Consider the following 22649-nt stretch of genomic DNA (forward strand, 5'->3'; position numbering starts at 1 on the left):
ACTGGGAATGGGGGGGGCTCCTGGCCAGGAGCCGCGCCCTTTCCGTATACCCGTGGCGGCGTGTTCAGCCGACCAGCGCCGGTTCCCGTTCCGCCGCCTGCGCCGCGTCCGGCCTGCGGGCCTTCAGTGCCGCGCCGGTCACCACCGCGCCGAGCCCCAGCGCCGCCCACCAGGTCAGGGTGAGGGCCGGGCCGAGCGCGCCCGCCCCGTCGAAGTACGACACCGAGCGCAGCAGCGAGGTCCCCGCGCCCGGCGGCAGCCACTGGCCGAGGGTGCCCGCGGGCTCCGGCAGCAGCTCCGGGGCCGACCCGGCGCCGGAGAAGGGGTTGCCGAGCAGCATCGTCACCCCGGCGACGATCCCGGTCCCGGCCCGTCCGATCAGCGCGGACAGTCCGGCCACCGCGCCGCTCACCGCCAGGACGGACAGCCCCAGCACTCCGGCCTCGGCCCACCAGTCGCCGGTGAGCACCTCCAGCCAGCTGTGCCCGATGGCCGTCGCCACGACGCCGACCAGAGCCGCCGAACCGAGCAGCGCGGCCACCGCACGCACCCCGGTCAGCCCGAGGACGCCCACCAGCGCGCCGGCCGCCATGCCCGCCAGCGCCATCGGCAGCACGCTGGAGGTCAGCGCCGCCCCGCGCGGGTCGTTGGCGGGCGCGGGCACCACATCGACGGTCCTGATCTGCGTACCGTCGGCGGCTGCCTGCCCGGTCACCGCCTGCTGGAGAAGCTGGGCGACGGCCGGGCCGCCCGCCGACGCGGTGAGCAGTTCGGGGCCCTCGGGCGTGACCACGAGCGCGCCGTAGACCGTACGGTCCTCGATGGCCTGCCGGGCAGCGGCCCCGTCGGCGTACCGATGGATCTCGAAGGCGCCCTCCTGGGCGGCGAGCCGCTCCTCGATCGGGGCCGTCGCCGTGGCCGGTCCGGCCACGCCCAGCGGCAGATCGCGCGGCGCGGTGCGGGCGGCGGGCCAGGTGAAGGCCCACAGGGTGAGCGCGGCGATCACCGGGACGAGCAGGACGACCGCGAGCAGCTTCCGGTGGTGCTGAGGCCGGTGCTGCGGCGGGTGCTGCGGCGGGCGGGTGGTGGACATGCGGATACCCCTCTTACCTCTCGGTCGGGCGCCGGGCGATGCCGGGCGATATGGAGGGCTTCAAAAAGAAGGATCGTTCGTTTTAGATGTCTCCACCGTGCGTGACCGGCCCGGAGCTTGTCAAGAAGGAATGTTCGTTTTACGTTGGGGTCATGGCCCGCGTATCCCAGGAACACCTCGACGCCCGTCGCCGGCAGATCCTCGACGGCGCCGCGCGCTGTTTCGCGCGGGGCGGCTTCCATGCCACGTCCATGCAGGACGTGCTGAAGGAGGCGGACCTGTCCGCGGGCGCCGTCTACCGCTACTTCAGCGGCAAGGACGAACTGATCGCCGCGATCGTCGAGGAGGTCATCGAGCACGCGCTCGCCGTGTACGAGGGCGCGGCCGAGGAGAATCCGCCGCCGGCCCCCGACGTGCTGATCCCGCGGATCGTGACCCGTATGCAGAAGCTGCGGCCGGAGACCCTGGACGGCGAGTGGATCTTCCCCCGGCTGATGCTCCAGGTATGGACCGAGACCCTGCGCGACGACAAACTCGCGGCGCTGCTCGAAGACGGGGTCGCCCGTATCCGGGACGCCTGGACCACGATCGGCGAGAGTTACAAGGCGGCCGGGATGATGCCCGAGGACGCCGACCCGCAGGCCATGGCCCGCATCATCCTCGCCCTCGTGCAGGGCGTCGCCGCCCAGTTCGCCATGTTCGGCGAGGTGTCGGAGAAGACGCTGGGCGACGGAATGCGGGCGTTGATGAGCGTCCGCCGGGACGGCGTCGCCGGTTGACCGGCCGGGCGTCGCACCGGCGTCCGGCGGCATGCGACCCGGCCTCCGGCGGCGTACGACCCGGCGTCCGGCGGCGTCCGGCCCGGCCTCCGACGGCGTACGACACGCTCCCGTAACCGGATCGTATGACGGTTAACGTCCCGGAAACTCTCCGCAATTAGCCTCCCACCACGCCACCAGGCACCTTTCCGGTGGCCACGGCCGCCGGGCCGCGTCACGGCCTGGAGCGAGGATGTGAGGTGGGACGTGCAACTGACACCGCACGAGCAGGAGAGGCTGCTGATCCATGTCGCGGCCGACGTGGCGGACAAGCGCAGGGCCCGCGGGCTGCGGCTGAACCACCCGGAGGCCGTCGCCCTCCTCACCTCCCACCTTCTCGAAGGCGCCCGGGACGGCCGTACCGTCGCCGAACTCATGGCGTCCGGGCGGCAGGTGCTCACCCGCGACGATGTGATGGAGGGCGTGCCCGAGATGATCCACGACGTGCAGGTCGAGGCCACCTTCCCGGACGGCACCAAGCTCGTCACCGTCCATGACCCGATCGTCTGAGGGGGCCGCGATGATCCCCGGAGAGATCCTCTTCGCCGAGCCGCCGATCGTCTGCAACGAGGGCCGCGAGGTCACCCGGCTCACCGTGCGCAACGCCGCCGACCGGCCTGTCCAGGTCGGCTCCCACTACCACTTCGCCGAGGCCAACCCCGGTCTGGAGTTCGACCGTGCCGCCGCCCGCGGCAAGCGGCTGGATGTCCCGGCGGGCACGGCCGTACGGTTCGAGCCCGGGATCCCCGTCGCGGTGGCCCTCGTCCCGCTGGCCGGCGCCCGGATCGTGCCGGGGCTGCGCGGGGAGACCGGGGGTGCCCTCGATGGCTGAGATCTCCCGCGCCCGGTACGCCGATCTGTTCGGTCCCACCACCGGCGACCGGATCCGGCTCGCCGACACCGATCTGCTGATCGAGATCGAGGAGGACCGGGCCGGCGGCCCCGGACGGGCCGGTGACGAGGCCGTGTTCGGCGGCGGCAAGGTCATCCGCGAGTCCATGGGCCAGTCCCGCGCCACCCGCGCGGACGGCACCCCGGACACGGTGATCACCGGGGCCGTGATCATCGACCACTGGGGGATCGTCAAAGCGGACATCGGCATCCGGGACGGCCGGATCACCGGCATCGGCAAGGCGGGCAACCCCGACACCATGGACGGGGTCAACCCGGATCTGGTGATCGGCCCCGAGACCGAGATCATCGCGGGCAACGGGCGGATCCTCACCGCCGGGGGCGTCGACGCGCACGTCCACTTCATCTGCCCGCAGATCGCCGACGAGGCACTGTCCGCCGGGATCACCACCCTCATCGGCGGCGGCACCGGACCGGCGGAGGGCTCGAAGGCGACCACGGTCACCCCCGGGCCCTGGCATCTGGCCCGGATGCTGGAGGCGATGGAGGCATACCCGCTCAACATCGGACTGCTCGGCAAGGGCAACACCGTCTCGCACGAGGCGATGCTGTCCCAGATCAGGGGCGGTGCGCTGGGCCTGAAGCTGCACGAGGACTGGGGCTCCACCCCGGCCGTCATCGACGCCTCGCTGACCGTCGCCGACCGCACCGGCATCCAGGTCGCCATCCACACCGACACCCTGAACGAGGCCGGGTTCGTACAGGACACCCTGGCCGCGATCGGCGGGCGCGGGATCCACGCCTACCACACCGAGGGCGCCGGCGGCGGGCACGCGCCCGACATCATGACCGTGGTCTCCGAGCCGCATGTGCTGCCCAGTTCGACGAATCCGACGCGGCCGTTCACCGTCAACACCGCCGAGGAACACCTCGACATGCTGATGGTCTGCCACCACCTCAACCCGGCCGTCCCCGAGGACCTCGCCTTCGCCGAGTCCCGGATCCGGCCCTCCACCATCGGCGCGGAGGACATCCTCCACGACCTCGGCGCCATCTCGATCATCTCCTCCGACGCCCAGGCCATGGGCCGGGTCGGCGAGGTGATCCTGCGGACCTGGCAGACCGCCCATGTGATGAAACGGCGGCGCGGCGCCCTGCCGGGGGACGGCCGGGCCGACAACCACCGGGTCCGTCGCTATGTCGCCAAATACACCATCAATCCCGCGCTGGCCCAGGGCGTCGCCCGGGAGATCGGCTCCGTCGAGACCGGCAAACTCGCCGACCTCGTCCTGTGGGACCCGGCGTTCTTCGGCGTCAAACCCCAGCTCGTGATCAAGGGCGGGCAGATCGCGTACGCGCAGATGGGTGACGCCAATGCCTCCATCCCCACCCCGCAGCCGATCCTGCCCCGGCCGATGTACGGGGCGATCGGCCGGGCGCCCGCCGCGAACTCCGTCAACTTCGTCGCCCCGCTCGCCGTCGAGGACGGGCTGCCGGAGCGGCTGGGGCTCGGGAAACGGTTCGCCGCCATCGACTCGACGCGTGCCGTCACCAAGGCGGACATGCGGGAGAACGACGCCCGGCCCGACGTACGGGTCGATCCGGACAGCTTCGCCGTGTATATCGACGGGGAGCTGGTGGAGGCGGTGCCGGCGGTGGAGCTGCCGATGGCCCAGCGGTACTTCCTCTTCTGACCCCGAGTTTCCTCTGCTGATCCCTGACCCTGATCCCTTGATCCCGAGCCTTGTCCGGGGGGCCTGCGATGACTTTGGCAACGCTGTTGCTGCTGGCCGACGGGCGGTTTCCCGCCGGGGGGCACGCGCACTCCGGTGGGGCCGAGGCGGCCGTGCGGGGCGGGCGGGTGACCGACGCGCGCAGTCTGGAGGAGTTCTGCCGGGGGCGGCTGCACACGTCGGGGTTCCTCGCGGCCTCGGTCGCGGCGGCCGCCGCGCTGGGGGTCGATCCGGTGGAGCTGGACGGCGCGGTCGACGCGCGGACGCCGTCGCCCGCCCTGCGGGTCGCCTCGCGGCGGCTGGGGCGGCAGCTGCTGCGGGCCGCGCGGGGCACCTGGCCGGTGGGGGCGGCGGAGTTCGGGGTGCTCGGCCGGGAGTTCCCCAAGGGGGCGCATCAGGCGGTCGTGCTGGGGGTGGTGGCTCGGGTGGTGGGGGTGAGCGCGGGGGAGGTGGCGCATTGTGCGGCGTACGAGTGTGTCAGCGGGGCCGCGTCGGCGACCGTGCGGTTGCTGAGTCTGGATCCGTTCGAGGCGAGTGGGGTGCTGGCTCGGGTGGCGGGGGACGTGGGCCGGGTCGCGGATCGGGCGGTGGAGGTCGCGCGGGGTGTGGTGGGGGAGGGGGTGGGGGTGCTGCCGGCCGGGTCGGCGCCGCTGTTGGAGATCGGGGCGGAGGTGCATGCGGGGGCGGTGGGGCGGTTGTTCGCGTCCTGAGGGTTTTTCGCCCCCGCCGCCCCTACCCGTCCCATCCCCAGGGGCTGCCGCCCCTTCGACCCCGCCCAGGGGCTGCGCCCCCCCGGACCCCCCATCGGCCCCGAAAGGGCCTCGTCCTCAAACGCCGGACGGGCTGAAATGCCCGAGTCCGTTCGAAAGGAGACCCATATGCATCTCGACCACTCCCACTCCCACACCCCCGCCCTCAGTGCCGATGCCCAGCGGCCCGATGGGACGCGGCGGGCGCTGCGGATCGGGCTGGGTGGGCCCGTCGGGTCCGGGAAGACGGCCACCGTGGCCGCGCTGTGCCGGGTGTTGCGGGGGGAACTGTCGTTGGCCGTGGTCACCAATGACATCTATACGCGTGAGGACGCCGAGTTTCTGTTGCGGGAGGCGGTGTTGCCGCCGGAGCGGATCACCGCCGTGGAGACCGGGGCCTGTCCGCACACGGCGATCCGGGACGACATCTCCGCCAATCTGGAGGCGGTGGAGGATCTGGAGGAGGAGGTGGGGCCGTTGGATCTGATTCTGGTGGAGTCCGGCGGGGACAATCTGACCGCCACCTTCTCCAAGGGGCTCGTGGACGCCCAGGTGTTCGTCATCGATGTGGCCGGCGGGGACGACATCCCGCGCAAGGGCGGGCCGGGGGTCACGACCGCCGATCTGCTGGTGGTCAACAAGACCGATCTCGCGCCGTACGTCGGGTCCGACCTCGGGCGGATGGCCGCCGACGCCAAGGCGCAGCGGGCCGAACTGCCGGTCGTCTTCCAGTCGCTGCGCGGCGAGAGCGGGGTGCGGGAGGTCGCCGCCTGGGTGCGGGAGCGGGTCGACGCGTGGCGGGCGTGACCGCCTCCGCCCGCATCCTCGCCCGGTGCGACGGCCGGGGCGGGACCGCGCTGCCGGTGCTGGAGGGTGACGGGCCGCTGGCGCTGCGGCGGACGCGGGGGAGCGGGGACACCGCACAGGTCACCCTTGTCGGGGCGATGAGCGGACCCCTCGGGGGCGACCACTTCCGGATCCGGGCCGACGTCGCCGACGGGGCCCGGCTGCGGGTCGGCTCCGCCGCCGCGACCATCGCCCTGCCGGGACAGCACAAGGAGCCCGCCCGGTACGACGTACAGCTCAGCGTCGGTGCGGGCGGTGCGCTGCACTGGCTGCCCGAGCAGCTGATCAGCGCGGGCGGCAGCGAGCTGTCCGTGCACACCTGTGCCGAGGTCGCGGCGTCGGGGCGGCTGGTGCTGCGGGAGGAACAGGTCCTCGGGCGGGCCGGGGAGCACCCCGGACGGCTCGCGAGCCGTCTCACCGTGCGGGTCGCCGGCCGGTGCGTGCTCGACCAGGAACTGGAGTGCGGGCCGGGCGCGCCCCCCGGATGGGACGGTCCGGCCGGGCTCGCCGGCCACCGGGCCGTGGGGCAACTGGTCGTCGTACGGCCGGAGTTCGCCGAGCGGCCGGTGGCGGCGCGGGTGCTCACGCCGGGGGCGGCACTGTTTCCGCTGGCCGGACCCGCCGCGCTGGTCACGGTCGTCGCGCCGGACGCGCTGCGGCTGCGCGCGGTGCTGGACGAGGCCCTCGCCGAACTGGCCTGACCGCCGCCACCCCGGACGAGGGTGCCGTCGAACCGCACAAGCGGTTCCAGGGCTCCCGGCTGATCACCGAGAAGAACGCCGGCTCGCCCGGTGTCACCGGTCTGGTCAACGTGTGCGTCAACGACCGGGTGGACACCTGCCTGCTGACCGGGAAGCCGGACAGCAAGGACGTGACCTGCGCCCCGCACGCCGTGCCCAAGCCGTAGCGCTCCGCTGGGTTCGCCGGTGAGCGCCGTGGGTGCGATGCGGGTGGTTGTTCGCCGCGGGCTCGTCGTGGCTGGTCGCGCAGCTCCCCGCGCCCCTTGCGGGGCGCGTGTCACCGGGCGGCCAGCCAAGTGGTTTCCGCCTCGTAGTCGAAGAGGTCGCCGTAGCCCGCGTACATCTTCGGGTACGCGTCCTTCCAGTCCCGGCCCGCCAGGTGCGCTTCGATCCAGGTGATCGTCTCGGGGAGGGACGCGGCGTAGTCGATCACCGGGCGGTAGTCCAGTTCCCGGGCCGCCGCCGACATGTCGCAGACCACCGGGTTCGGCACCGACCAGGGCGTGTCGCCCACGCCCGGCGCGGGCGGTGGGCCGTCCACCAGCACCGTTTCCGGCGTCGCCCCCATCGCCTCGTCGATCGCCGCCGCGATCTCGCTCACCGTCGGAGCCTTCGGGTCGCAGGCGTTCAGGGCCCGGGAGCCCGGACGGGCGGCGGCGAGCCGGATCAGTTCCGCGAGGTTGTGCACGTTCACCGGGTGGAAACGGCTCGTACCGCCGTACGCGATCACCCGGCGCCGCCGTCCGTCCAGGTTCCGCTTGACGAAGTACAGCTCGCGCGGGGTGCGGCAGTGCGGGCCATGGACCGCCCCGGCCCGCAGCAGGGTGGCGGGCAGCCGGTCCCCGGCGGCCAGCAGTTCACGTTCCAGGGCCGCCTTGCCGGTGCTGTTCGTCTTCTCGCCGGGGCGTACCGTGCGCTGGGTCTCCCGCAGCGGCACCGGATACCCGGGGAAACCGCCCGGCTCCTCCTCGGTGTCGAAACCGCGCCCCCGGTCGTCCTCGTACACGGCCATGCTGGACAGCACCACGGCCGATCCCACCCGCCCGGCGAGCCCGGTCAGCTGACGCGCGTGCCGGGCGCCGTACGCCACCATGTCCACGACGACCTCGCAGCCGTCGCCGATCACCTCGGCCAGCGCCGAGTCGTCCTCGCGGTCCAGGCGGACCGCCCGTACGTCCCCGGGCCAGTGCTCGTCCCGGCCGCCGCCGCGCGAGGCGGCCGTCACCTGCCAGCCGTCCCGCGCGAGCGCGGCCACCGCGGGCCGCCCGATCTGGCCCGTCGCTCCGATCACCACTGCGTGTCGTGTCATGGAAGGGACCCTAGACGGACGGCTCGCACCGGCCCGTGATCTTCTGCCCAGGGCAGACGGTCAGCCCAGCGGGGCGCGCGGAAAACGGCGGCCCTTCCCGGCGGCCTCCGCCGGCTTCCCCGCAGCACCCGTCGCCTCCGCAGCGGCCGTCTCCTCCGCCTTGGCGACCGCCGCGTACCGGTCCACGTACTCCTGACCGGACAGCGACAGGATCGCGTACATGATCTCGTCGGTGATCGCGCGCAGGATCGCCTTCTCGTGCTCCATCCCGGCGTAGCGGGAGAAGTCGAGCGGCTCGCCGAAGCGGATGGTCACCGGGTGGACGTTCGGGACGATCTTGCCGGGCGGCTGGGCCTCGAAGGTGCCGATCATCGCGCAGGGCACCACCGGGACCCGCGCCCTCAGGGCCATCACCGCCACCCCGACCTTGCCCTTGTACAGGCGGCCGTCGTGCGAGCGGGTGCCCTCGGGATAGATGCCGAGCAACTCGCCCTTGCGCAGCACGCCGAGGCCCTCGCGGATCGCGGCCTGGCCCGCGTCCTTGCCGGAGCGGTCCACCGGGATCTGGCCCGCGCTGCGGAAGAAGGCGGCGACGAGCCGGCCGCGGATACCGGGGCCGGTGAAGTACTCGGCCTTGGCGAGAAAGGTGATCCGGCGCTTGAGGACCGCGGGCATCAGGAAGTGGTCGGAGAAGGAGAGATGATTCCCGGCGACGATCGCCGCGCCGGTCGCCGGCACATGCGCGAGACCCTCGATGCGCGGCCGGAAGACCAGGCGCAGCAACGGGCCCAGCACCACGTACTTGAGCAGGTAGTAGAACACCGCGGCTCCTCGTGTTCCCCGGGGAGCGATCAGTGTAGGCGCGGGTGCGACCTGCGGGAACCGTGCTCGCGGGGAGCGGCACGGGATGCGTACGAATGGGCGGAAACGGCGGCCGGGGTCCCTCGGAAACCCGGCCACCGTGTGGGTACGGGCGCCACCACGCCGATACGGCGAGAGCGGATACGCCCGTACCCGGATAGGCCGACGTACCCGCGCTACCGCCCCAGCACCTTCTCCAGCGCCCCCAGCGCCGACCGCAGTTCGTCGTCCGTGATCGTCAGTGGGGGTGCCAGCCGGATGGTCGAGCCGTGGGTGTCCTTGACCAGGACGCCCTCGGCCATCAGACGTTCGCTGATCTCACGGCCGGTGCCGATCGCCGGGTCGATGTCGACGCCCGCCCACAGGCCCCGCGAGCGGAAGCCGACCACGCCCCGGCCGACCAGCTCGGTCAGCCCGTCGCGCAGGACGCCTCCCGCCTCGGCCGCCCGGCGCTGGAACTCGCCGGTCTCCAGGAGGCCGACCACCGCCGTGCCGACCGCGGCGGCCAGCGGATTGCCGCCGAACGTCGACCCGTGCTCGCCCGGCCCCAGCACCCCGAGCACCTCCCGGGCGCCGGCCACCGCCGACACCGGCACGATCCCGCCGCCGAGCGCCTTGCCCAGCAGCACCAGATCCGGGACCACGCCCTCGTGGTCGACGGCGAGGGTGTGCCCCGTCCGGCCGAGCCCGGACTGGATCTCGTCGGCGATGAACAGGCACCCGGCCCGCCGGGTCAGCTCCCGGACGCCGGTGAGGTAGCCGTCGTCGGGGATGACGACCCCGGCCTCGCCCTGGATCGGCTCGATCAGCACCGCCGCCGTCGTCGCGTCGATCGCCGCCTCCAGGGCGGGCAGATCGTTGTAGGGGACGACCTTGAAGCCCGGGGTGAACGGGCCGAAGCCCGTGCGGGCGGTCTCGTCCGTGGAGAAGCTGACGATCGTCGTCGTACGGCCGTGGAAGTTGTCGGACGCGACCACGATCGTCGCCCGATCGGCGGGGACGCCCTTGACCTCGTAGGCCCACTTGCGGGCCACCTTGATGCCGCTCTCCACCGCCTCGGCCCCGGTGTTCATCGGCAGCATCATGTCCTGGCCGACCAGGGCGGTCAGCCGCTCGGCGAACTCGGCGAGCCGGTCGTTGTGGAAGGCGCGCGAGGTCAGGGTCAGCCGGTCCAGCTGGCGGTGCGCGGCCTCGGTCAGCGCCGGGTGACGGTGGCCGAAGTTCAGCGCCGAGTAGCCGGCCAGCAGATCCAGATAGCGGTGGCCCTCGACGTCCTCGACCCAGGCGCCCTCGGCCGCGGCGACCACCACGGGCAGCGGGTGGTAGTTGTGCGCGAGCACCGGCTCCTCGGCACGGATCAGCTCGGCGGTGGTGCGGGGGGCGCGTTCGGTACCGGCGGTCGCGGTCATCAGCGGATCTCCTGGGTGCAGCACTTGATGCCACCGCCGGCCTTGTGCAGCTCGGACAGGTCGACGGGGACGGGGACATAGCCGTGGGCGTCCAGCCGGGCGGCGAGCGCCTCGGCCCGCGGGGCGATGAAGACATGGCGGCCGTCGGACACGGAGTTCAGCCCGAACGACATCGCGTCGTCGCGGGTCGCGAGCACCGCGTCCGGATACAGCCGCGCCAGCACCTCCCGGCTGCCGGGCGAGAAAGCCTCCGGGAAGTACGCGATGTTGTCGTCGTCCAGCACGAACAGGGCCGTGTCGAGGTGGTAGAAGTGCGGGTCCACCAGCGTCAGGCTGATCACCGGGTGGCCGAAGAACTCCTGCACCTCGCGGTGGGCCTCACGGGTGGTACGGAATCCGGTGCCCGCCAGGACACAGCGGCCGGTCCAGACGAGGTCGCCCTCGCCCTCGCAGACCGACTCCGGACGCTGGACGGCATAGCCCGCCGTCTTGAACCAGGTGTCGTAGTGGACCGACTCCGGGCGGCGCTCGGGCGCGTGGAAGAGCGAGCCGAAGACCCGGCCGTCCACGACGACCGCCGAGTTCGCGGCGAAGACCATGTCCGGGAGACCGGGCACCGGCTCCAGGGCGTCGACGGTGTGGCCATGGGCCCGGTACGCGGCGAGCAGCGACTGCCACTGCTCCTGCGCGAGATCGACGTCGACCCTGACGTCGGGATGCATCCAGGGATTGATCGCGTACTGCACGGCGAAGTGTCTGGGTTCGCAGACGAGGTAGCGCCGTCGGCGCGGCACACGGGTGTCGGACACAGAGGGGTTCCTCCGCTTCCTGCGCTGTTCACTATGGGGTGACACCAAGGTAGAAAGCGGCGGATACGGGCGACAAGCAGCGAAGGCTGCGTGTCCGCGCAGGAACGCTGCGTGTTGATCACCTCTCACGCAGCAATGGTGCGCCGGTCACCCGATCGGCCTGCTTTTCAGAGGTTTCCCAGGTCTGCCTCGGGTGTTTCCTCAGGCGCCCTCCTCCGGCGCCGCCTGCGTCGCCCCCGCCTCCGGCGCCTCCGGGATCAGATGCGACAGCACCATCACACTGATCGTCTTCCGGATGAACGGCTCCACCCGGATCCGCTCCAGCACCTCCTCGAAGTGCTCCACGTCCCGCGCCCGCACATGCAGCAGCGCGTCCGCGCCCCCGGTCACCGTCATCGCCGCGGTGATCTCCGGATGGTTGCGCACCACCTCCGCCAGCCGCCGCGGCGGCGCCGCGCCCTCGCAGTACACCTCGACATACGCCTCGGTACGCCAGCCCAGCGCCGACGGCTGCACGGTCGCCGTGAACCCGGTGATCACCCCGGTCTCCCGCAGCCGGTCCACCCGCCGTTTCACCGCCGTCGAGGACAGCCCGATCGCCGCCCCTATCTCGGCGAAGCTGGTCCTGGCATTGGCCATCAGCGCGGTGATGATCTTCCGGTCGAGTTCGTCGAAGGACGCCGGCCTGCTGTTCATGCGGGCACTGTAACCAGCGCGTACGGGCAGGGGTGACCGGCGCGTACCGGCATTCGTGGCGTGCGCGTCCCGGCGTCCGCGGTCGGCGTGAACCCGCATCCGCGGTCGGCGCGTCACCGCATCCGCGGTCGGCGCGTCCCCGCATCCCCGGCCCGCGCGAACACCCCCGCCGCCCGGGCGAGACGGCCACGTCCGGCACATGGGCAGCCGTACGGATACCTCCTAGACTCCACCTTCATGCTGCGCGCCCTGGCTGTCGACGACGAACGCCCCTCCCTGGAAGAGCTGGTGTACCTGCTCAACGCGGACCCGCGCATCGGCAGCGCCGAGGGCGCCGGGGACGCCACCGAGGCGCTGCGCCGCATGAACCGCGCCCTCCAGTGCGGGCCGCACGGCCCCGAGGCCATCGACGTCGTCTTCCTGGACATCAACATGCCGGGCCTGGACGGACTCGATCTCGCCCGGCTGCTCACCGGCTTCGCCCGGCCGCCGCTCGTCGTCTTCGTCACCGCGCACGACGATTTCGCCGTCCAGGCGTTCGACCTCAAGGCCGTCGACTACGTCCTCAAACCCGTGCGCGGGGAACGCCTCGCCGAGGCCGTGCGCCGCGCCGCCGAACTGCGCGGCCCCCAGCACCGAGCCACCCCGCGCATACCCGTGCACGAACCCGACCCCGACCAGATCCCCGTCGAACTCGGTGGCGTCACCCGCTTCGTCGCCGTCGACGACATCACCCATGTCGAGGCGCAGGGCGACTACGCCCGGCTGCACACGGCCAAGGGCAGCCATCTGGTCCGTATCCCGGTCTCCACCCTGGAGGACCGCTGGCGCTCACGCGGTTTCGTCCGCATCCACCGCCGCCATCTCGTCGCCCTGCGCCACATCGGCGAACTCCGCCTGGACGCGGGCACGGTCAGCGTCGTCGTCGGCACCGAGGAACTCCAGGTCAGCCGCCGCCACGCGCGGGAACTGCGCGACCTGCTGATGAGGAGGCCCTGACGATGTCCCCGGAGCCCACCGAACGCCGGGTCGTCGTCACCGGCCCGCCCCGAGGCGCCGTCCCGCACGCCCGGCTCCGCGCACGCGGGCGGCACCCCCGGCCCACCGGCTCCTACCGCCCCCGCACCGAGATCGACGAACAGACCACCCTCGGCCACACCTACGTCCGCTCCCTGATGCGCAGCCAGCTGCGCGCCGCCCTCGCCGCCCTCGCCGTCCTCGTCCTGCTCGTCGCACCCCTGCCGCTGGTCTTCGCGATCACCCCCGACGCCCGCCTGGAATGGGCCGTCCTCGGCTTCGGCGTCTACGTCCCGCTGATCCTGCTGGCCCGCTGGTACGTGCGCCGCGCCGAGCGCAACGAACGGGACTTCGTGCGGCTGGTCGAGGACGCTTGAGGCCCGGGGCACCCGAGTGAACTCCGGCTACACCGTCACCGCCGTCGCCCTCGTCGTGGTCACAACCGTCCTCGTCGGCGCCTTCGGCCTGCGCATATCCCGGACCACCTCCGACTTCTACGTCGCCTCCCGCACCGTGGGCCCCCGGCTCAACGCCGCCGCCATCAGCGGCGAGTACCTCTCCGCCGCGTCCTTCCTCGGCATCGCCGGACTGGTCCTGGTCCAGGGCCCGGACATGCTCTGGTACCCGGTCGGCTACGCCGCCGGCTATCTGGTCCTGCTGCTCTTCGTCGCCGCCCCGCTGCGCCGCTCCGGCGCCTACACGCTGCCCGACTTCGCCGAGGCCCGCCTCGCCTCCCAGACCGTACGGCGGCTCGCCGGGGCCTTCGTCGTCGGCGTCGGCTGGCTGTATCTGCTGCCCCAGCTCCAGAGCGCGGGCCTGACCCTGACCGTCCTCACCGGCGCCCCCGAACTGCTCGGCGGGATCATCGTCGCCGTCGTCGTCACGGCGACCGTCGCCGCGGGCGGCATGCGCAGCATCACCTTCGTCCAGGCGTTCCAGTACTGGCTCAAGCTCACCGCCCTGCTGGTCCCCGCCCTGTTCCTGGTGCTGGCCTGGCAGGGCGACGGAGCGCCCCGGCACGCCTTCGACGAGCCCGCCGCCTTCCGCGAACAGCGCGCGGTCACCGTCGACGCCACCCTCGATCTGCGCCTGGAGCGCCCCCTGACGGTGACCGTCGACGGCACGGTCGACGGCCGCCGCCACCAGGGCACCGAACTGCGGCTGCCCGCCGGCACCCACCGCGTCGAACGCGGCACCCACCTCACCTTCACCGCCGGTGACCCCGTCCCCACCGCCCAGCGCGACACCGGCGGCGGCCTGTCCACGTCGTTCACCGACGGCCGCGAGGAACGCCCGCTGTACGCCACGTACGGACTGATCCTCGCCACCTTCCTCGGCACCATGGGCCTGCCGCATGTCGTCGTCCGCTTCTACACCAGCCCGCACGGCGTCGCCGCCCGCCGCACCACCGTCGCCGTCCTCGCCCTGATCGGCGGCTTCTACCTGCTGCCACCCCTGTACGGCGCCCTGGGCCGCCTCTACGCCCCCGAACTCGCCCTGACCGGCGACGCGGACGCCGCCGTACTGCTGCTGCCGGAGCGGATGATCGGCGGCCCCGGCGGTGATCTGCTGGGCGCGCTGGTCGCCGGGGGCGCCTTCGCCGCGTTCCTGTCCACCGCCTCCGGCCTCACCATGGCGGTCGCCGGAGTCCTCACCCAGGACGTCCTCCCGGCCCGCGGCGTACGGCACTTCCGGCTCGGCACCGTCCTCGCCATGGCCCCGCCGCTCGCCGCGAGCGTCCTGGTCGGCGGGCTGCCCGTCGCCGACGCCGTCGGGCTCGCCTTCGCCGTCTCGGCGTCCTCCTTCTGCCCGCTGCTGGTCCTCGGCATCTGGTGGCGCCGCCTCACCCCGCCCGGCGCGGCGGCCGGGATGCTGGTCGGCGGCGGCTGCGCGTTCCTCGCCGTCGCCGCCACCATGGCCGGGCTGCCCGGCACCGGCCGGCTGCACACCCTGCTCGCCTGGCCCGCGGTGTGGTCCGTCCCCCTCGCCTTCCTCACCATGATCCTGGTCTCGCTGGCCACCCCCGGCCGCGTCCCCGCCGGAACCGCCGCCATCCTGGCCCGCTTCCATCTCCCCGAGGATCTGAACCAGGGTCCCGACCCGGTACGTGAGGTGAAGGTGTGAGCGGATTCATCGCCGGGCTCTGCGTCGCCGTACTGCCCCTGCTCGCCGCCGGGTTCTGGCTCGGCCGGCGCACCGCGCGCCCCGACAGCCTCGCCGGGCTCGGCACCCCCGTCGAGCACGCCACCTTCCAGACCCTGCACACCGCGTCCCTCGCCGCGCCCCCGCTGCGCGCCGGGCTCACCGAGGAGACCGCCCGCCGATCGGCCCGCCGGCTGCGCTCACTGCTCGGCACCGACGCCCTCTGTCTCACCGACACCGCCCGGGTCCTCGCCTGGGACGGCGCCGGCGGCCACCACCGCGCCGAGATCATGGAACGCCTCGCCGGACCCCTGGACACCGGCCGCGGCGAAGCCTTCCCGCTCACCTGCGACACCCCCGACTGCCCGCTGCGCTGGGCCGTCCTCGCCCCGCTCACCGTCGACGACCGGGTGCACGGCGCGCTGGTGGCCTGCGCGCCCCGCGAGTCCGCCGTCCTGGTCCGCGCGGCCGGCGAGGTCGCCCGCTGGGTCTCCGTCCAGCTCGAACTCGCCGACCTCGACCGGTCCCGCACCCGGCTGATCGAGGCCGAGATCAAGGCCCTGCGCGCCCAGATCTCCCCGCACTTCGTCTTCAACTCGCTCGCGGTGATCGCCTCGTTCGTCCGCACCGACCCCGAGCACGCCCGCGAGCTGCTCCTGGAGTTCGCCGACTTCACCCGCTACTCGTTCCGCAAGCACGGCGAGTTCACCACCCTCGCCGACGAACTGCACGCCATCGACCAGTACCTCTCCCTGGTCCGCGCCCGGTTCGGCGACCGCCTCGCCGTCACCCTCCAGATCGCCCCCGAGGTACTGCCCGTCGCCCTGCCGTTCCTCTGTCTCCAGCCGCTCGTGGAGAACGCCGTCAAGCACGGCCTCGAAGGCCGCACCGCCACCTGCCGGATCAGCATCACGGCCCGGGACGCGGGCGCCGAGGCCCTCGTCGTCATCGAGGACGACGGCGCCGGCATGGACCCCGACGCGCTGCGCCGCATCCTCGCCGGTGAGGTCAGTCCCTCCGGCGGCATCGGCCTGTCCAATGTCGACGACCGGCTGCGCCAGGTCTACGGCGACGACCACGGCCTGGTCATCGAGACGGCCCTGGGCGCGGGCATGAAGATCACCGCCCGGCTGCCCAAATACCAGCCGGGCGTGCACTCGGCACGCGGCCTGCCCGGCGGCTGAGACCCGCCCCGGCCGCCGCGCGGCTCAGCCCTTGGTGGCGACCATTCCCACGGTGATCAGCACCAGTACCACCCAGCCGAACCACAGCCAGCCGTTGGAACCGAGCGTCACCGTGTAGGCCGTCACCGCGACGAGACCGCCGACGGTGAGCACCCCCATGGTCTTTGTGGAACCGTCCGTGGAACCGGGCATGGGCCACCCTCCTCATGGTTCGGTCCCCTCCATGGTGCCCCGGTTCCGCTCCCGAACGGCGCACCCGACCGAAATGAGTACCCGACGACCCCGCTCGGTCACCGCCCCGCGACCCGGGCCCATGCCCCCGCCCCGGCGAGCACGCCCCCTCACCCATCCAGGTGAATCCGGCCCGGACGCCCGTTCAGTGACTACGGGCGTTCAGCGAGGCCAGATAGGCGTTGTACGCCGCAAGCTCCTTGTCCCCGTCCCGGTCGGCGGCCCGGTCCTCCCGCTTGGCCTGCCGCTGATCGGAGGCGTACCACTGGAAGATCAGCGCGATCAGCACCAGCACCGACGGAATCTCACTGAACGCCCAGGCGATCCCCCCGGCCGCGTTCTGATCCGACAGCGCCTCGATCCCGAGCGAGGCGGGCGGATTCTCGTACGTCTTCACCATCGGCGTCGACGCCATCATCAGCGCGATCCCGAAGAACGCGTGGAACGGCATGCCCGCGAACAGTTCCAGCATCCGCATCAGATAGCCCGGCCGGTGCGGGCCCGGATCCACGCCCATGATCGGCCAGAAGAAGATCAGGCCGACGGCGAGGAAGTGGACCATCATCACGAGGTGACCGGGCTTGGACTCCATCAGGAAGTCGAAGAGCGGAGTGAAGTACAGGCCGTACAGGGAGGCGATGAACAGCGGGATCGTGAACACCGGGTGGGTGATGATCTTCATGTACCGGCTGTGCAGCAGCGCCATCAGCAGCTCACGCGGCCCCTTGCGGCCCCGAGCGGCGGGCGGCAGCGCGCGCAGCGCGAGGGTGATCGGGGCGCCGAGCAGGATCAGGATCGGCGACAGCATGCTGATCACCATGTGCTGCACCATGTGCACGCTGAACATGACCATGCCGTAGTCGTTCAGCCCGGTGCACGTCACCAGCATGATGCTGAGCACCCCGGCCGCGAAGGCCACGGTCCGCCCCACCGGCCACTTGTCCCCGCGCCGGGTCAGCCGCACGACCCCCCACGCGTAGAGCGCGAGCCCCACCAGACAGGCGACGAGAAAGAACGGATCGGGCGACCACTCAAGCCCCCGCCCCAGCGTGAACGGCGCCAGCTCCATCTCCATGCCGTGCCCGCTGTGCTCCATCCGCCCGACTCCAGTTTCATGGGGATTGCAAACAAATCGTCCGCCCACAGACTAGAACCGAGTCCGGCACCTCTTGCACAGGGGGTGCCTTAGGGGCGCGGGGAACTGCGCGACCAGCCCCCCCACACCCGCACCCGGCGACGAACCTAAAGCACACACTCCGCTTCCGCGTACCGCGCATCCGGCACAGTCTTCAGCGTCTCCACCGCCTCGCCCAGCGGAACCATCACAATCTCCGTCCCCTTCAGCGCCGTCATCTTCCCGAACTCCCCCCGATGCGCCGCCTCCACCGCATGCCACCCGAACCGCGTCGCCAGGACCCGGTCGTACGCCGTCGGAGTCCCCCCACGCTGCACATGCCCGAGGATGACCGGCCGCGCTTCCTTCCCCAGCCGCCCCTCCAGCTCGATGGCCAGCTGCCGGGCGATCCCCGCGAACCGCTCGTGCCCGTACACGTCCTTGCCGCCCTCGTCGAACGCCATCGTCCCGGGCCGCGGCTTGGCCCCCTCCGCGGCGACGACGATCGCGAACCGCTTGCCCGCCGCGAACCGCGCGCCGACCTTCGCGGCCAGCTCCTCGATGTCGAAGGGCCGCTCCGGTACGACGACGGCGTGCGCGCCGGCCGCCATGCCGGAGTGCAGCGCGATCCACCCGGTGTGCCGGCCCATGACCTCCACGATCAGCACCCGCTGGTGCGACTCGGCGGTGGTCTTCAGCCGGTCCAGCGCCTCGGTGGCGACGGTCACCGCCGTGTCGAAACCGAAGGTCACATCGGTCACGGCGATGTCGTTGTCGATGGTCTTCGGCACGCCCACGATGGGCAGCCCGCCGTCGGACAGCAGCCGGGCCGCTTTCAGCGTGCCCTCACCGCCGATCGGGATGATCGCGTCGAGGCCGAGTTCCGCGACATGCCCCTTCGCGCGCTCCACGCCGTCCCGCAGCTGCTCGGGGCGGACCCGGGAGGAGCCGAGGATCGTGCCGCCGCGGGCCAGGATGCCGGCCACCGCGTCCAGGTCGAGCTTGAGATAGTCGCACTCCAGGAGGCCCTTCCAGCCGTCCCGGAACCCGATGACCTCGTCGCCGTGGTCGACGACCGCACGGTGCACCACGGAGCGGATGACGGCGTTCAGGCCGGGGCAGTCGCCGCCGGACGTGAGGACACCAATGCGCATAGCCCGTATACCTTCTCGACGTGGGCCGGGTCCGGACCGCGCTGTCCGGCTCGATCCCCGCCACCCTAGCGGCACCGGGGGGCGCGGCCCCACCATGCGTCCGACAGCTGGACGGCCCCGCTCACCTGTGCGGACACCCCGTCAGACGGGCCGGTGACCAGGGGCTGGATCCGCGGTGAACGGCGTTACGCGCTCTGCTGCTGCGCGGAGGCGATCCGCTCGCTCCGCAGCGCCTCGTACCAGCGGTCGTCGGTCGGCGGCAGCGCGTTCACATCGAGCGCCAGCTTCAGCAGCAGGTCGGCGATCAGCGGATTGCGGGCCAGCACCGGGCCGTGCATGTACGTCCCGAAGACGGTGTCGTTGAACGCGCCCTCGGTGCCGTCGCCCGTGCCGTTGCCGTTGCCGAACCGGACCCGGGCCAGCGGGCGGGCGGTGGGGCCGAGGTGGGTGACGCCCTGGTGGTTCTCGAAGCCGGTCAGCGGCGGCAGTCCGAGCCGGCTGTCGATGTCGCCGAGCACATCGCCGACGCAGCGCTCGCCCTCGCCGCGCGTGGAGACCACGTCGAGCAGGCCGAGACCCGGCTCGCGCTGGCCGAGGTCGTTGATGAACTCGTGCCCGAGGATCTGGTAGCCCGCGCACACCGAGAACACGATGGCGCCGTTGGCCACCGCCCGGTGCAGTCCGCCGTCCCGGCGCAGCCGCTCGGCCGCCAGCCGCTGCGGACGGTCCTCGCCGCCGCCGATCAGGTAGATGTCCCCGGAGGTCGGGATCGGCTGGTCGCTGCGCACGTCCAGCCGGGCCACATCCAGACCGCGCTGGCGTGCCCGGCGCTCCACCACGAGCACATTGCCCTGGTCGCCGTACGTGCTGAGCAGGTCCGGGTAGATCCACACGATCCGCAGACCGTTGTCGCTCATGAAGTGATCGTCCCTCGTGCTGGGTCGGGTGCTGGGTCGGTGCTCGATCGGTGCTCGGTCGGTGCTGGGCGGCTGCCCGGCGGGTGCTCAGTTGCCGACGCGGCGGCGCAGGTCCTGGAAAGCGGTGTAGTTCGCGATGACCTCGATCCGGCCGGGCGGGGCCAGCTGCACGGCCTGGTCGACGCTCTCGCAGACCTGGAACTGCTGGTTCGCCACTTCGAGGCGGACCGCGAGGTCGAGCTTGCGGTCGCCGATCACGAAGATCGGGTGGCCGGACAGCCGGGTGTAGTCGACGTCCCACAGCCAGGAGGTGTCCGTGCCGTCCGCGCCGCGCGCGTTCACCGACAGGATCACCGGGGTGGGCGGCGGGTCGATCAGCGAGAACGTCTCCAGCCAGCCCGCCGGGTTCTTCGCCAGCAGCAGCCGCAGCTCACGGTTCATGAAACCGACCACGTCATAGCGGCCGGCCACCGCCTGCACCTGGTACATCCGCTCCAGCGCCACCTGCGGCGGCACCCCGAACACGGCCGCGACGGCGGCGGAGGTCGCCGCGTTGGCCTTGTTGGCGCGGCCCGGCAGCTGGAGGTGGATCGGCCATGCCTGGCCGTGCGGGTCGAGCACATGGTCACCGGAGAGCGCCCAGGTCGGCGCCGGGCGGCGGAAGCCGCACTGGGCGCAGAACCAGTCGTCGCCGGGGCGCTGCATCACCCCGCCGCAGGACGGGCAGGACCAGGCGTCGTCCTTCCACATCTGGCCCGCGGCCACCCAGATCACGTTCGGCGACGACGAGGCCGCCCACACCACCAGCGGGTCATCGGCGTTGGCCACGACCACGGCCTTCGACCCGGCGAGCCCCTCCCGCCAGTGCTCCGCGAGCATCCGGGTCTCGGCGGCCCGGTCCAGCTGGTCGCGCGAGAGGTTCAGCAGCGCGATGCACTTGGGGGCGGTGTCCCGGGCGACCCCGGCGAGATACTTCTCGTCGACCTCGATGACCCCGAACTTCGCGTCGGAGCCGCCGGCCAGCGCCGAGGTGATCCCGGCGGGCATGTTCGCGCCGAGCGCGTTGGAGACGACCGGACCGGCCGCGCGCAGGGCCTCGGCGATCAGCCGGGTCGTGGTGGTCTTGCCGTTGGTCGCCGAGACCAGCGTCACGTCCAGGTTCTGGGCGAGCCGGGCGAGGAGGTCGGGGTCGAGTTTGAGGGCCACCTTGCCGCCGATCACCGATCCGCTGCCGCGCCCCGCGGCGCGCGACGCCGCCGCGACCGCCTTTCCCGCGGTCACGGCGAGCTTGGCCCGCGGCGTGAGCGGGTCCGAGTTCCCTGCCATCAGTTCCCGATCCTCCTTGCGTACGCGCCGCGCCGAACGCCTTACGGCAACGGTGTGGACTCAGCCTATCGAGCAACACCCACCTGCCCGAATCGCGGCCTGCGCCTGCGCGGCGGGCGTGAACCGAACGAACCGTACCCTTCGATCATGCGACACGGTTCGATTCCGGGTGCCCACGGGCGCGTCCGGCCCCTCACCCTGCTCGGTGACCCGATCCTTCACACACCCTGCACGGAAGTCACCGATTTCGGCCCCGAACTCGCCCGCTTGGTGGAGGACTTGTTCGCCACGATGTATGCCGCGCGGGGGGTCGGTCTGGCCGCGAACCAGGTGGGCCGATCGCTCCGGGTTTTCGTCTACGACTGCCCCGACGACGATGACGTACGTCACCTCGGTCATGTCGTCAATCCCCGCCTCGTGGCGACGGACGGGGTGGTGCTGCGGGGTCCCGAGGGCTGTCTGTCCCTGCCGGGGCTGGAGGCGGGGACCGAACGCCACGACGAGGCGGTGGTCGAGGGGTTCACGGTGACGGGGGAGGCGGTGCGGGTGTCCGGGACCGGGTTCTTCGCGCGATGCCTTCAGCATGAGTGCGACCATCTGGAGGGGCGGGTGTATGTCGACCGGGTGACGGGCTGGCGCCGACGCCGGGTTGCCCGGAAGATCGCGAAGGCGCCGTGGGGATGAGGGCTATTCGGCGGCCGCGGGTGCTCTGTGGCTGGTCGCGCAGTTCCCCGCGCCCCTGAAAAGCAGGGGGTTGCCGCAACCCCCTGTCTTTTGTCTTTAGGGGCGCGGGGAACTGCGCGACCAGCCACAGAGCACCCGCACACGACACACCACCCTCAGAACCCGGGCCCCCCCACCCGATTGCCGGCGGCAGCCAACCGGCCCCACAGCAGGTCCGCGAGGGACGTCACCAACTCGGGCCGGGGACAGGGCCGTTCCCCCAGCCACCAGTCCCCCGCGGCGTGCATCATCCCGACGATCCCGTGCCCCCACACCCGCGCCAGCTCATGGCTGCGCGGACCGAGGTCCACCCGCTCCTCGATGACCTGCGCCAGCTCCTCGCCCATCCGCCGCAGCAGCGGCGCGGAGTGCTTGCCGACGTCGAAACCCTGGTCGCCCGGGGAGCCGTCCGACGGATGCATCAGGAAGCGGTACACCTGGGGCCGCGCCTCGATCGCCGCGAGGTAGGTGTCCAACGTCGCCTCGACCCGCTCCCGGCGCTCCGCGGGCGCGTCCAGCGCGGCCCGCAGCGAGGCCAGCAGCGCGTCCGTGTGCCGTTTGGCCAGAGCGGCGTAGAGGCCGCCCTTGTCACCGAAGTGGCGGTACAGAATGGGCTTGGTGATGCCCGCCTCGGCGGCGATCGCGTTCATCGAGGCATGCGGACCGTCGCGCAGCACCACCCGGTCGGCGGCCTCCAGCAGCTCGCGCCGCCGGCGCTCGGCGGACCGCTGCTGCTCGGTCCGCTGCGTGGTGTCCATGTGCTCTCCCCACCCGTGCTGATTCGGTGACGCCAGCGCAAACTAACACTGATGACGTCCAATGGATCGAACGGGCTGCCGAGTCACGCTCGCGAGTTGACTTTTCCTACCCACTGGTAACAGACTGCGGTTACCGCAAGTAACAAGCATGGGTGCGCTGGAGGGGAC

At 72.2% G+C, this 22649-nt stretch carries 24 protein-coding genes and 1 pseudogene; 13 read left to right on the forward strand and 12 right to left on the reverse strand.

Going from position 1 to position 22649, the window contains the following annotated elements:
• Window positions 1-64 precede the first annotated feature (64 nt).
• Window positions 65-1093: an ABC transporter permease gene (locus ACFRFC_RS04205; RefSeq protein WP_382683710.1), complete on the reverse strand. Its 1029-nt coding sequence runs from the start codon at window positions 1091-1093 to the stop codon at window positions 65-67.
• Window positions 1094-1245: 152 nt separating this feature from the next.
• Here ACFRFC_RS04205 and ACFRFC_RS04210 point away from each other — a divergent pair, with 152 nt between their 5' ends.
• From ACFRFC_RS04210 to ACFRFC_RS04245, 8 genes and pseudogenes are all read left to right on the forward strand, one after another.
• Entirely contained in the window at window positions 1246-1872 is a 627-nt protein-coding gene (locus ACFRFC_RS04210) for a TetR/AcrR family transcriptional regulator (RefSeq protein ID WP_382683707.1), read from the forward strand.
• Window positions 1873-2118: 246 nt separating this feature from the next.
• A complete protein-coding gene (locus ACFRFC_RS04215) occupies window positions 2119-2421 on the forward strand; it encodes an urease subunit gamma (protein ID WP_382683704.1) in 303 nt (100 codons plus the stop codon).
• Between the two features lie 10 nt (window positions 2422-2431).
• Window positions 2432-2743 (forward strand): urease subunit beta, encoded by a 312-nt coding sequence (locus ACFRFC_RS04220; protein ID WP_382683701.1) that lies wholly within the window; start codon window positions 2432-2434, stop codon window positions 2741-2743.
• Entirely contained in the window at window positions 2736-4457 is a 1722-nt protein-coding gene (locus ACFRFC_RS04225; RefSeq protein WP_382683699.1) for an urease subunit alpha, read from the forward strand. Before ACFRFC_RS04220 ends, ACFRFC_RS04225 begins: the two co-directional genes overlap by 8 nt.
• Before the next feature lie 68 nt (window positions 4458-4525).
• The gene (locus tag ACFRFC_RS04230) at window positions 4526-5206 is read left to right on the forward strand and encodes an urease accessory protein UreF (RefSeq protein ID WP_382683697.1); all 681 of its coding nucleotides are present in this window, start codon (window positions 4526-4528) and stop codon (window positions 5204-5206) included.
• Window positions 5207-5374: 168 nt separating this feature from the next.
• On the forward strand, window positions 5375-6052 hold the full coding sequence (ureG, locus tag ACFRFC_RS04235) for an urease accessory protein UreG (protein WP_382683694.1): 678 nt from the start codon (window positions 5375-5377) through the stop codon (window positions 6050-6052).
• A complete protein-coding gene (locus ACFRFC_RS04240) occupies window positions 6040-6792 on the forward strand; it encodes an urease accessory protein UreD (RefSeq protein ID WP_382683691.1) in 753 nt (250 codons plus the stop codon). The genes ureG and ACFRFC_RS04240 overlap by 13 nt, the downstream gene beginning before the upstream one ends.
• A 2-nt stretch (window positions 6793-6794) precedes the next feature.
• Window positions 6795-6998 (forward strand): annotated as a pseudogene (locus tag ACFRFC_RS04245) (alpha/beta hydrolase); the annotation flags it as partial.
• Between the two features lie 110 nt (window positions 6999-7108).
• Here the strand turns inward: ACFRFC_RS04245 and ACFRFC_RS04250 are convergent.
• The 5 genes from ACFRFC_RS04250 to ACFRFC_RS04270 all read right to left on the reverse strand — a co-directional run bounded on the left by ACFRFC_RS04250 (window position 7109) and on the right by ACFRFC_RS04270 (window position 11915).
• Window positions 7109-8140 carry an NAD-dependent epimerase/dehydratase family protein gene (locus ACFRFC_RS04250; RefSeq protein WP_382683689.1) on the reverse strand — a complete coding sequence of 344 codons (1032 nt, stop codon included), beginning with the start codon at window positions 8138-8140 and terminating at the stop codon, window positions 7109-7111.
• Window positions 8141-8200: 60 nt separating this feature from the next.
• Window positions 8201-8962, reverse strand: coding sequence for a lysophospholipid acyltransferase family protein (locus ACFRFC_RS04255; RefSeq protein ID WP_382683686.1), 762 nt, complete (start codon window positions 8960-8962; stop codon window positions 8201-8203).
• A gap of 215 nt (window positions 8963-9177) precedes the next feature.
• Entirely contained in the window at window positions 9178-10410 is a 1233-nt protein-coding gene (gene rocD, locus ACFRFC_RS04260) for an ornithine--oxo-acid transaminase (protein ID WP_382683683.1), read from the reverse strand.
• Window positions 10410-11219: a dimethylargininase gene (gene ddaH / locus ACFRFC_RS04265; RefSeq protein ID WP_382683680.1), complete on the reverse strand. Its 810-nt coding sequence runs from the start codon at window positions 11217-11219 to the stop codon at window positions 10410-10412. The genes rocD and ddaH overlap by 1 nt, the downstream gene beginning before the upstream one ends.
• Before the next feature lie 201 nt (window positions 11220-11420).
• Window positions 11421-11915, reverse strand: a complete 495-nt coding sequence (locus ACFRFC_RS04270; protein ID WP_382683678.1) for an Lrp/AsnC family transcriptional regulator — start codon at window positions 11913-11915, stop codon at window positions 11421-11423.
• Window positions 11916-12152: 237 nt separating this feature from the next.
• On the opposite strand from ACFRFC_RS04270, the gene ACFRFC_RS04275 reads away from it, so the two are divergent.
• From ACFRFC_RS04275 to ACFRFC_RS04290, 4 genes are read left to right on the forward strand one after another with little or no spacing between them, the layout of a single operon-like run.
• Window positions 12153-12914, forward strand: coding sequence for a LytR/AlgR family response regulator transcription factor (locus tag ACFRFC_RS04275; RefSeq protein WP_382683676.1), 762 nt, complete (start codon window positions 12153-12155; stop codon window positions 12912-12914).
• 2 nt (window positions 12915-12916) lie between these two features.
• Window positions 12917-13309, forward strand: coding sequence for a hypothetical protein (locus ACFRFC_RS04280; protein ID WP_382683673.1), 393 nt, complete (start codon window positions 12917-12919; stop codon window positions 13307-13309).
• 16 nt (window positions 13310-13325) lie between these two features.
• Window positions 13326-15056 carry a cation acetate symporter gene (locus ACFRFC_RS04285; protein ID WP_382683671.1) on the forward strand — a complete coding sequence of 577 codons (1731 nt, stop codon included), beginning with the start codon at window positions 13326-13328 and terminating at the stop codon, window positions 15054-15056.
• Window positions 15053-16258, forward strand: coding sequence for a sensor histidine kinase (locus ACFRFC_RS04290; RefSeq protein ID WP_382683669.1), 1206 nt, complete (start codon window positions 15053-15055; stop codon window positions 16256-16258). Before ACFRFC_RS04285 ends, ACFRFC_RS04290 begins: the two co-directional genes overlap by 4 nt.
• Window positions 16259-16282: 24 nt before the next feature.
• On the opposite strand, the gene ACFRFC_RS04295 is transcribed toward ACFRFC_RS04290, so the two are convergent.
• From ACFRFC_RS04295 to ACFRFC_RS04315, 5 genes are all read right to left on the reverse strand, one after another.
• Entirely contained in the window at window positions 16283-16450 is a 168-nt protein-coding gene (locus ACFRFC_RS04295) for a hypothetical protein (protein WP_382683667.1), read from the reverse strand.
• Window positions 16451-16634: 184 nt separating this feature from the next.
• Entirely contained in the window at window positions 16635-17585 is a 951-nt protein-coding gene (locus tag ACFRFC_RS04300) for a cytochrome c oxidase assembly protein (protein ID WP_382683666.1), read from the reverse strand.
• A 146-nt stretch (window positions 17586-17731) separates the two neighbouring features.
• Entirely contained in the window at window positions 17732-18757 is a 1026-nt protein-coding gene (locus ACFRFC_RS04305; protein WP_382683663.1) for a 6-phosphofructokinase, read from the reverse strand.
• Window positions 18758-18942: 185 nt separating this feature from the next.
• A complete protein-coding gene (locus ACFRFC_RS04310; protein ID WP_382683660.1) occupies window positions 18943-19674 on the reverse strand; it encodes a type 1 glutamine amidotransferase in 732 nt (243 codons plus the stop codon).
• Between the two features lie 87 nt (window positions 19675-19761).
• Entirely contained in the window at window positions 19762-21000 is a 1239-nt protein-coding gene (locus ACFRFC_RS04315; protein ID WP_382683658.1) for a MurT ligase domain-containing protein, read from the reverse strand.
• A gap of 147 nt (window positions 21001-21147) precedes the next feature.
• Here ACFRFC_RS04315 and def point away from each other — a divergent pair, with 147 nt between their 5' ends.
• Complete coding sequence (def, locus tag ACFRFC_RS04320) at window positions 21148-21684, forward strand: peptide deformylase (protein WP_382683654.1); 537 nt, start codon at window positions 21148-21150, stop codon at window positions 21682-21684.
• 155 nt (window positions 21685-21839) lie between these two features.
• On the opposite strand, the gene ACFRFC_RS04325 is transcribed toward def, so the two are convergent.
• The gene (locus ACFRFC_RS04325; RefSeq protein ID WP_382683653.1) at window positions 21840-22481 is read right to left on the reverse strand and encodes a TetR family transcriptional regulator; all 642 of its coding nucleotides are present in this window, start codon (window positions 22479-22481) and stop codon (window positions 21840-21842) included.
• Window positions 22482-22649: the final 168 nt, after the last annotated feature.

Source organism: Streptomyces sp. NPDC056734 (assembly GCF_042790455.1).
Lineage (GTDB): Bacteria > Actinomycetota > Actinomycetes > Streptomycetales > Streptomycetaceae > Streptomyces.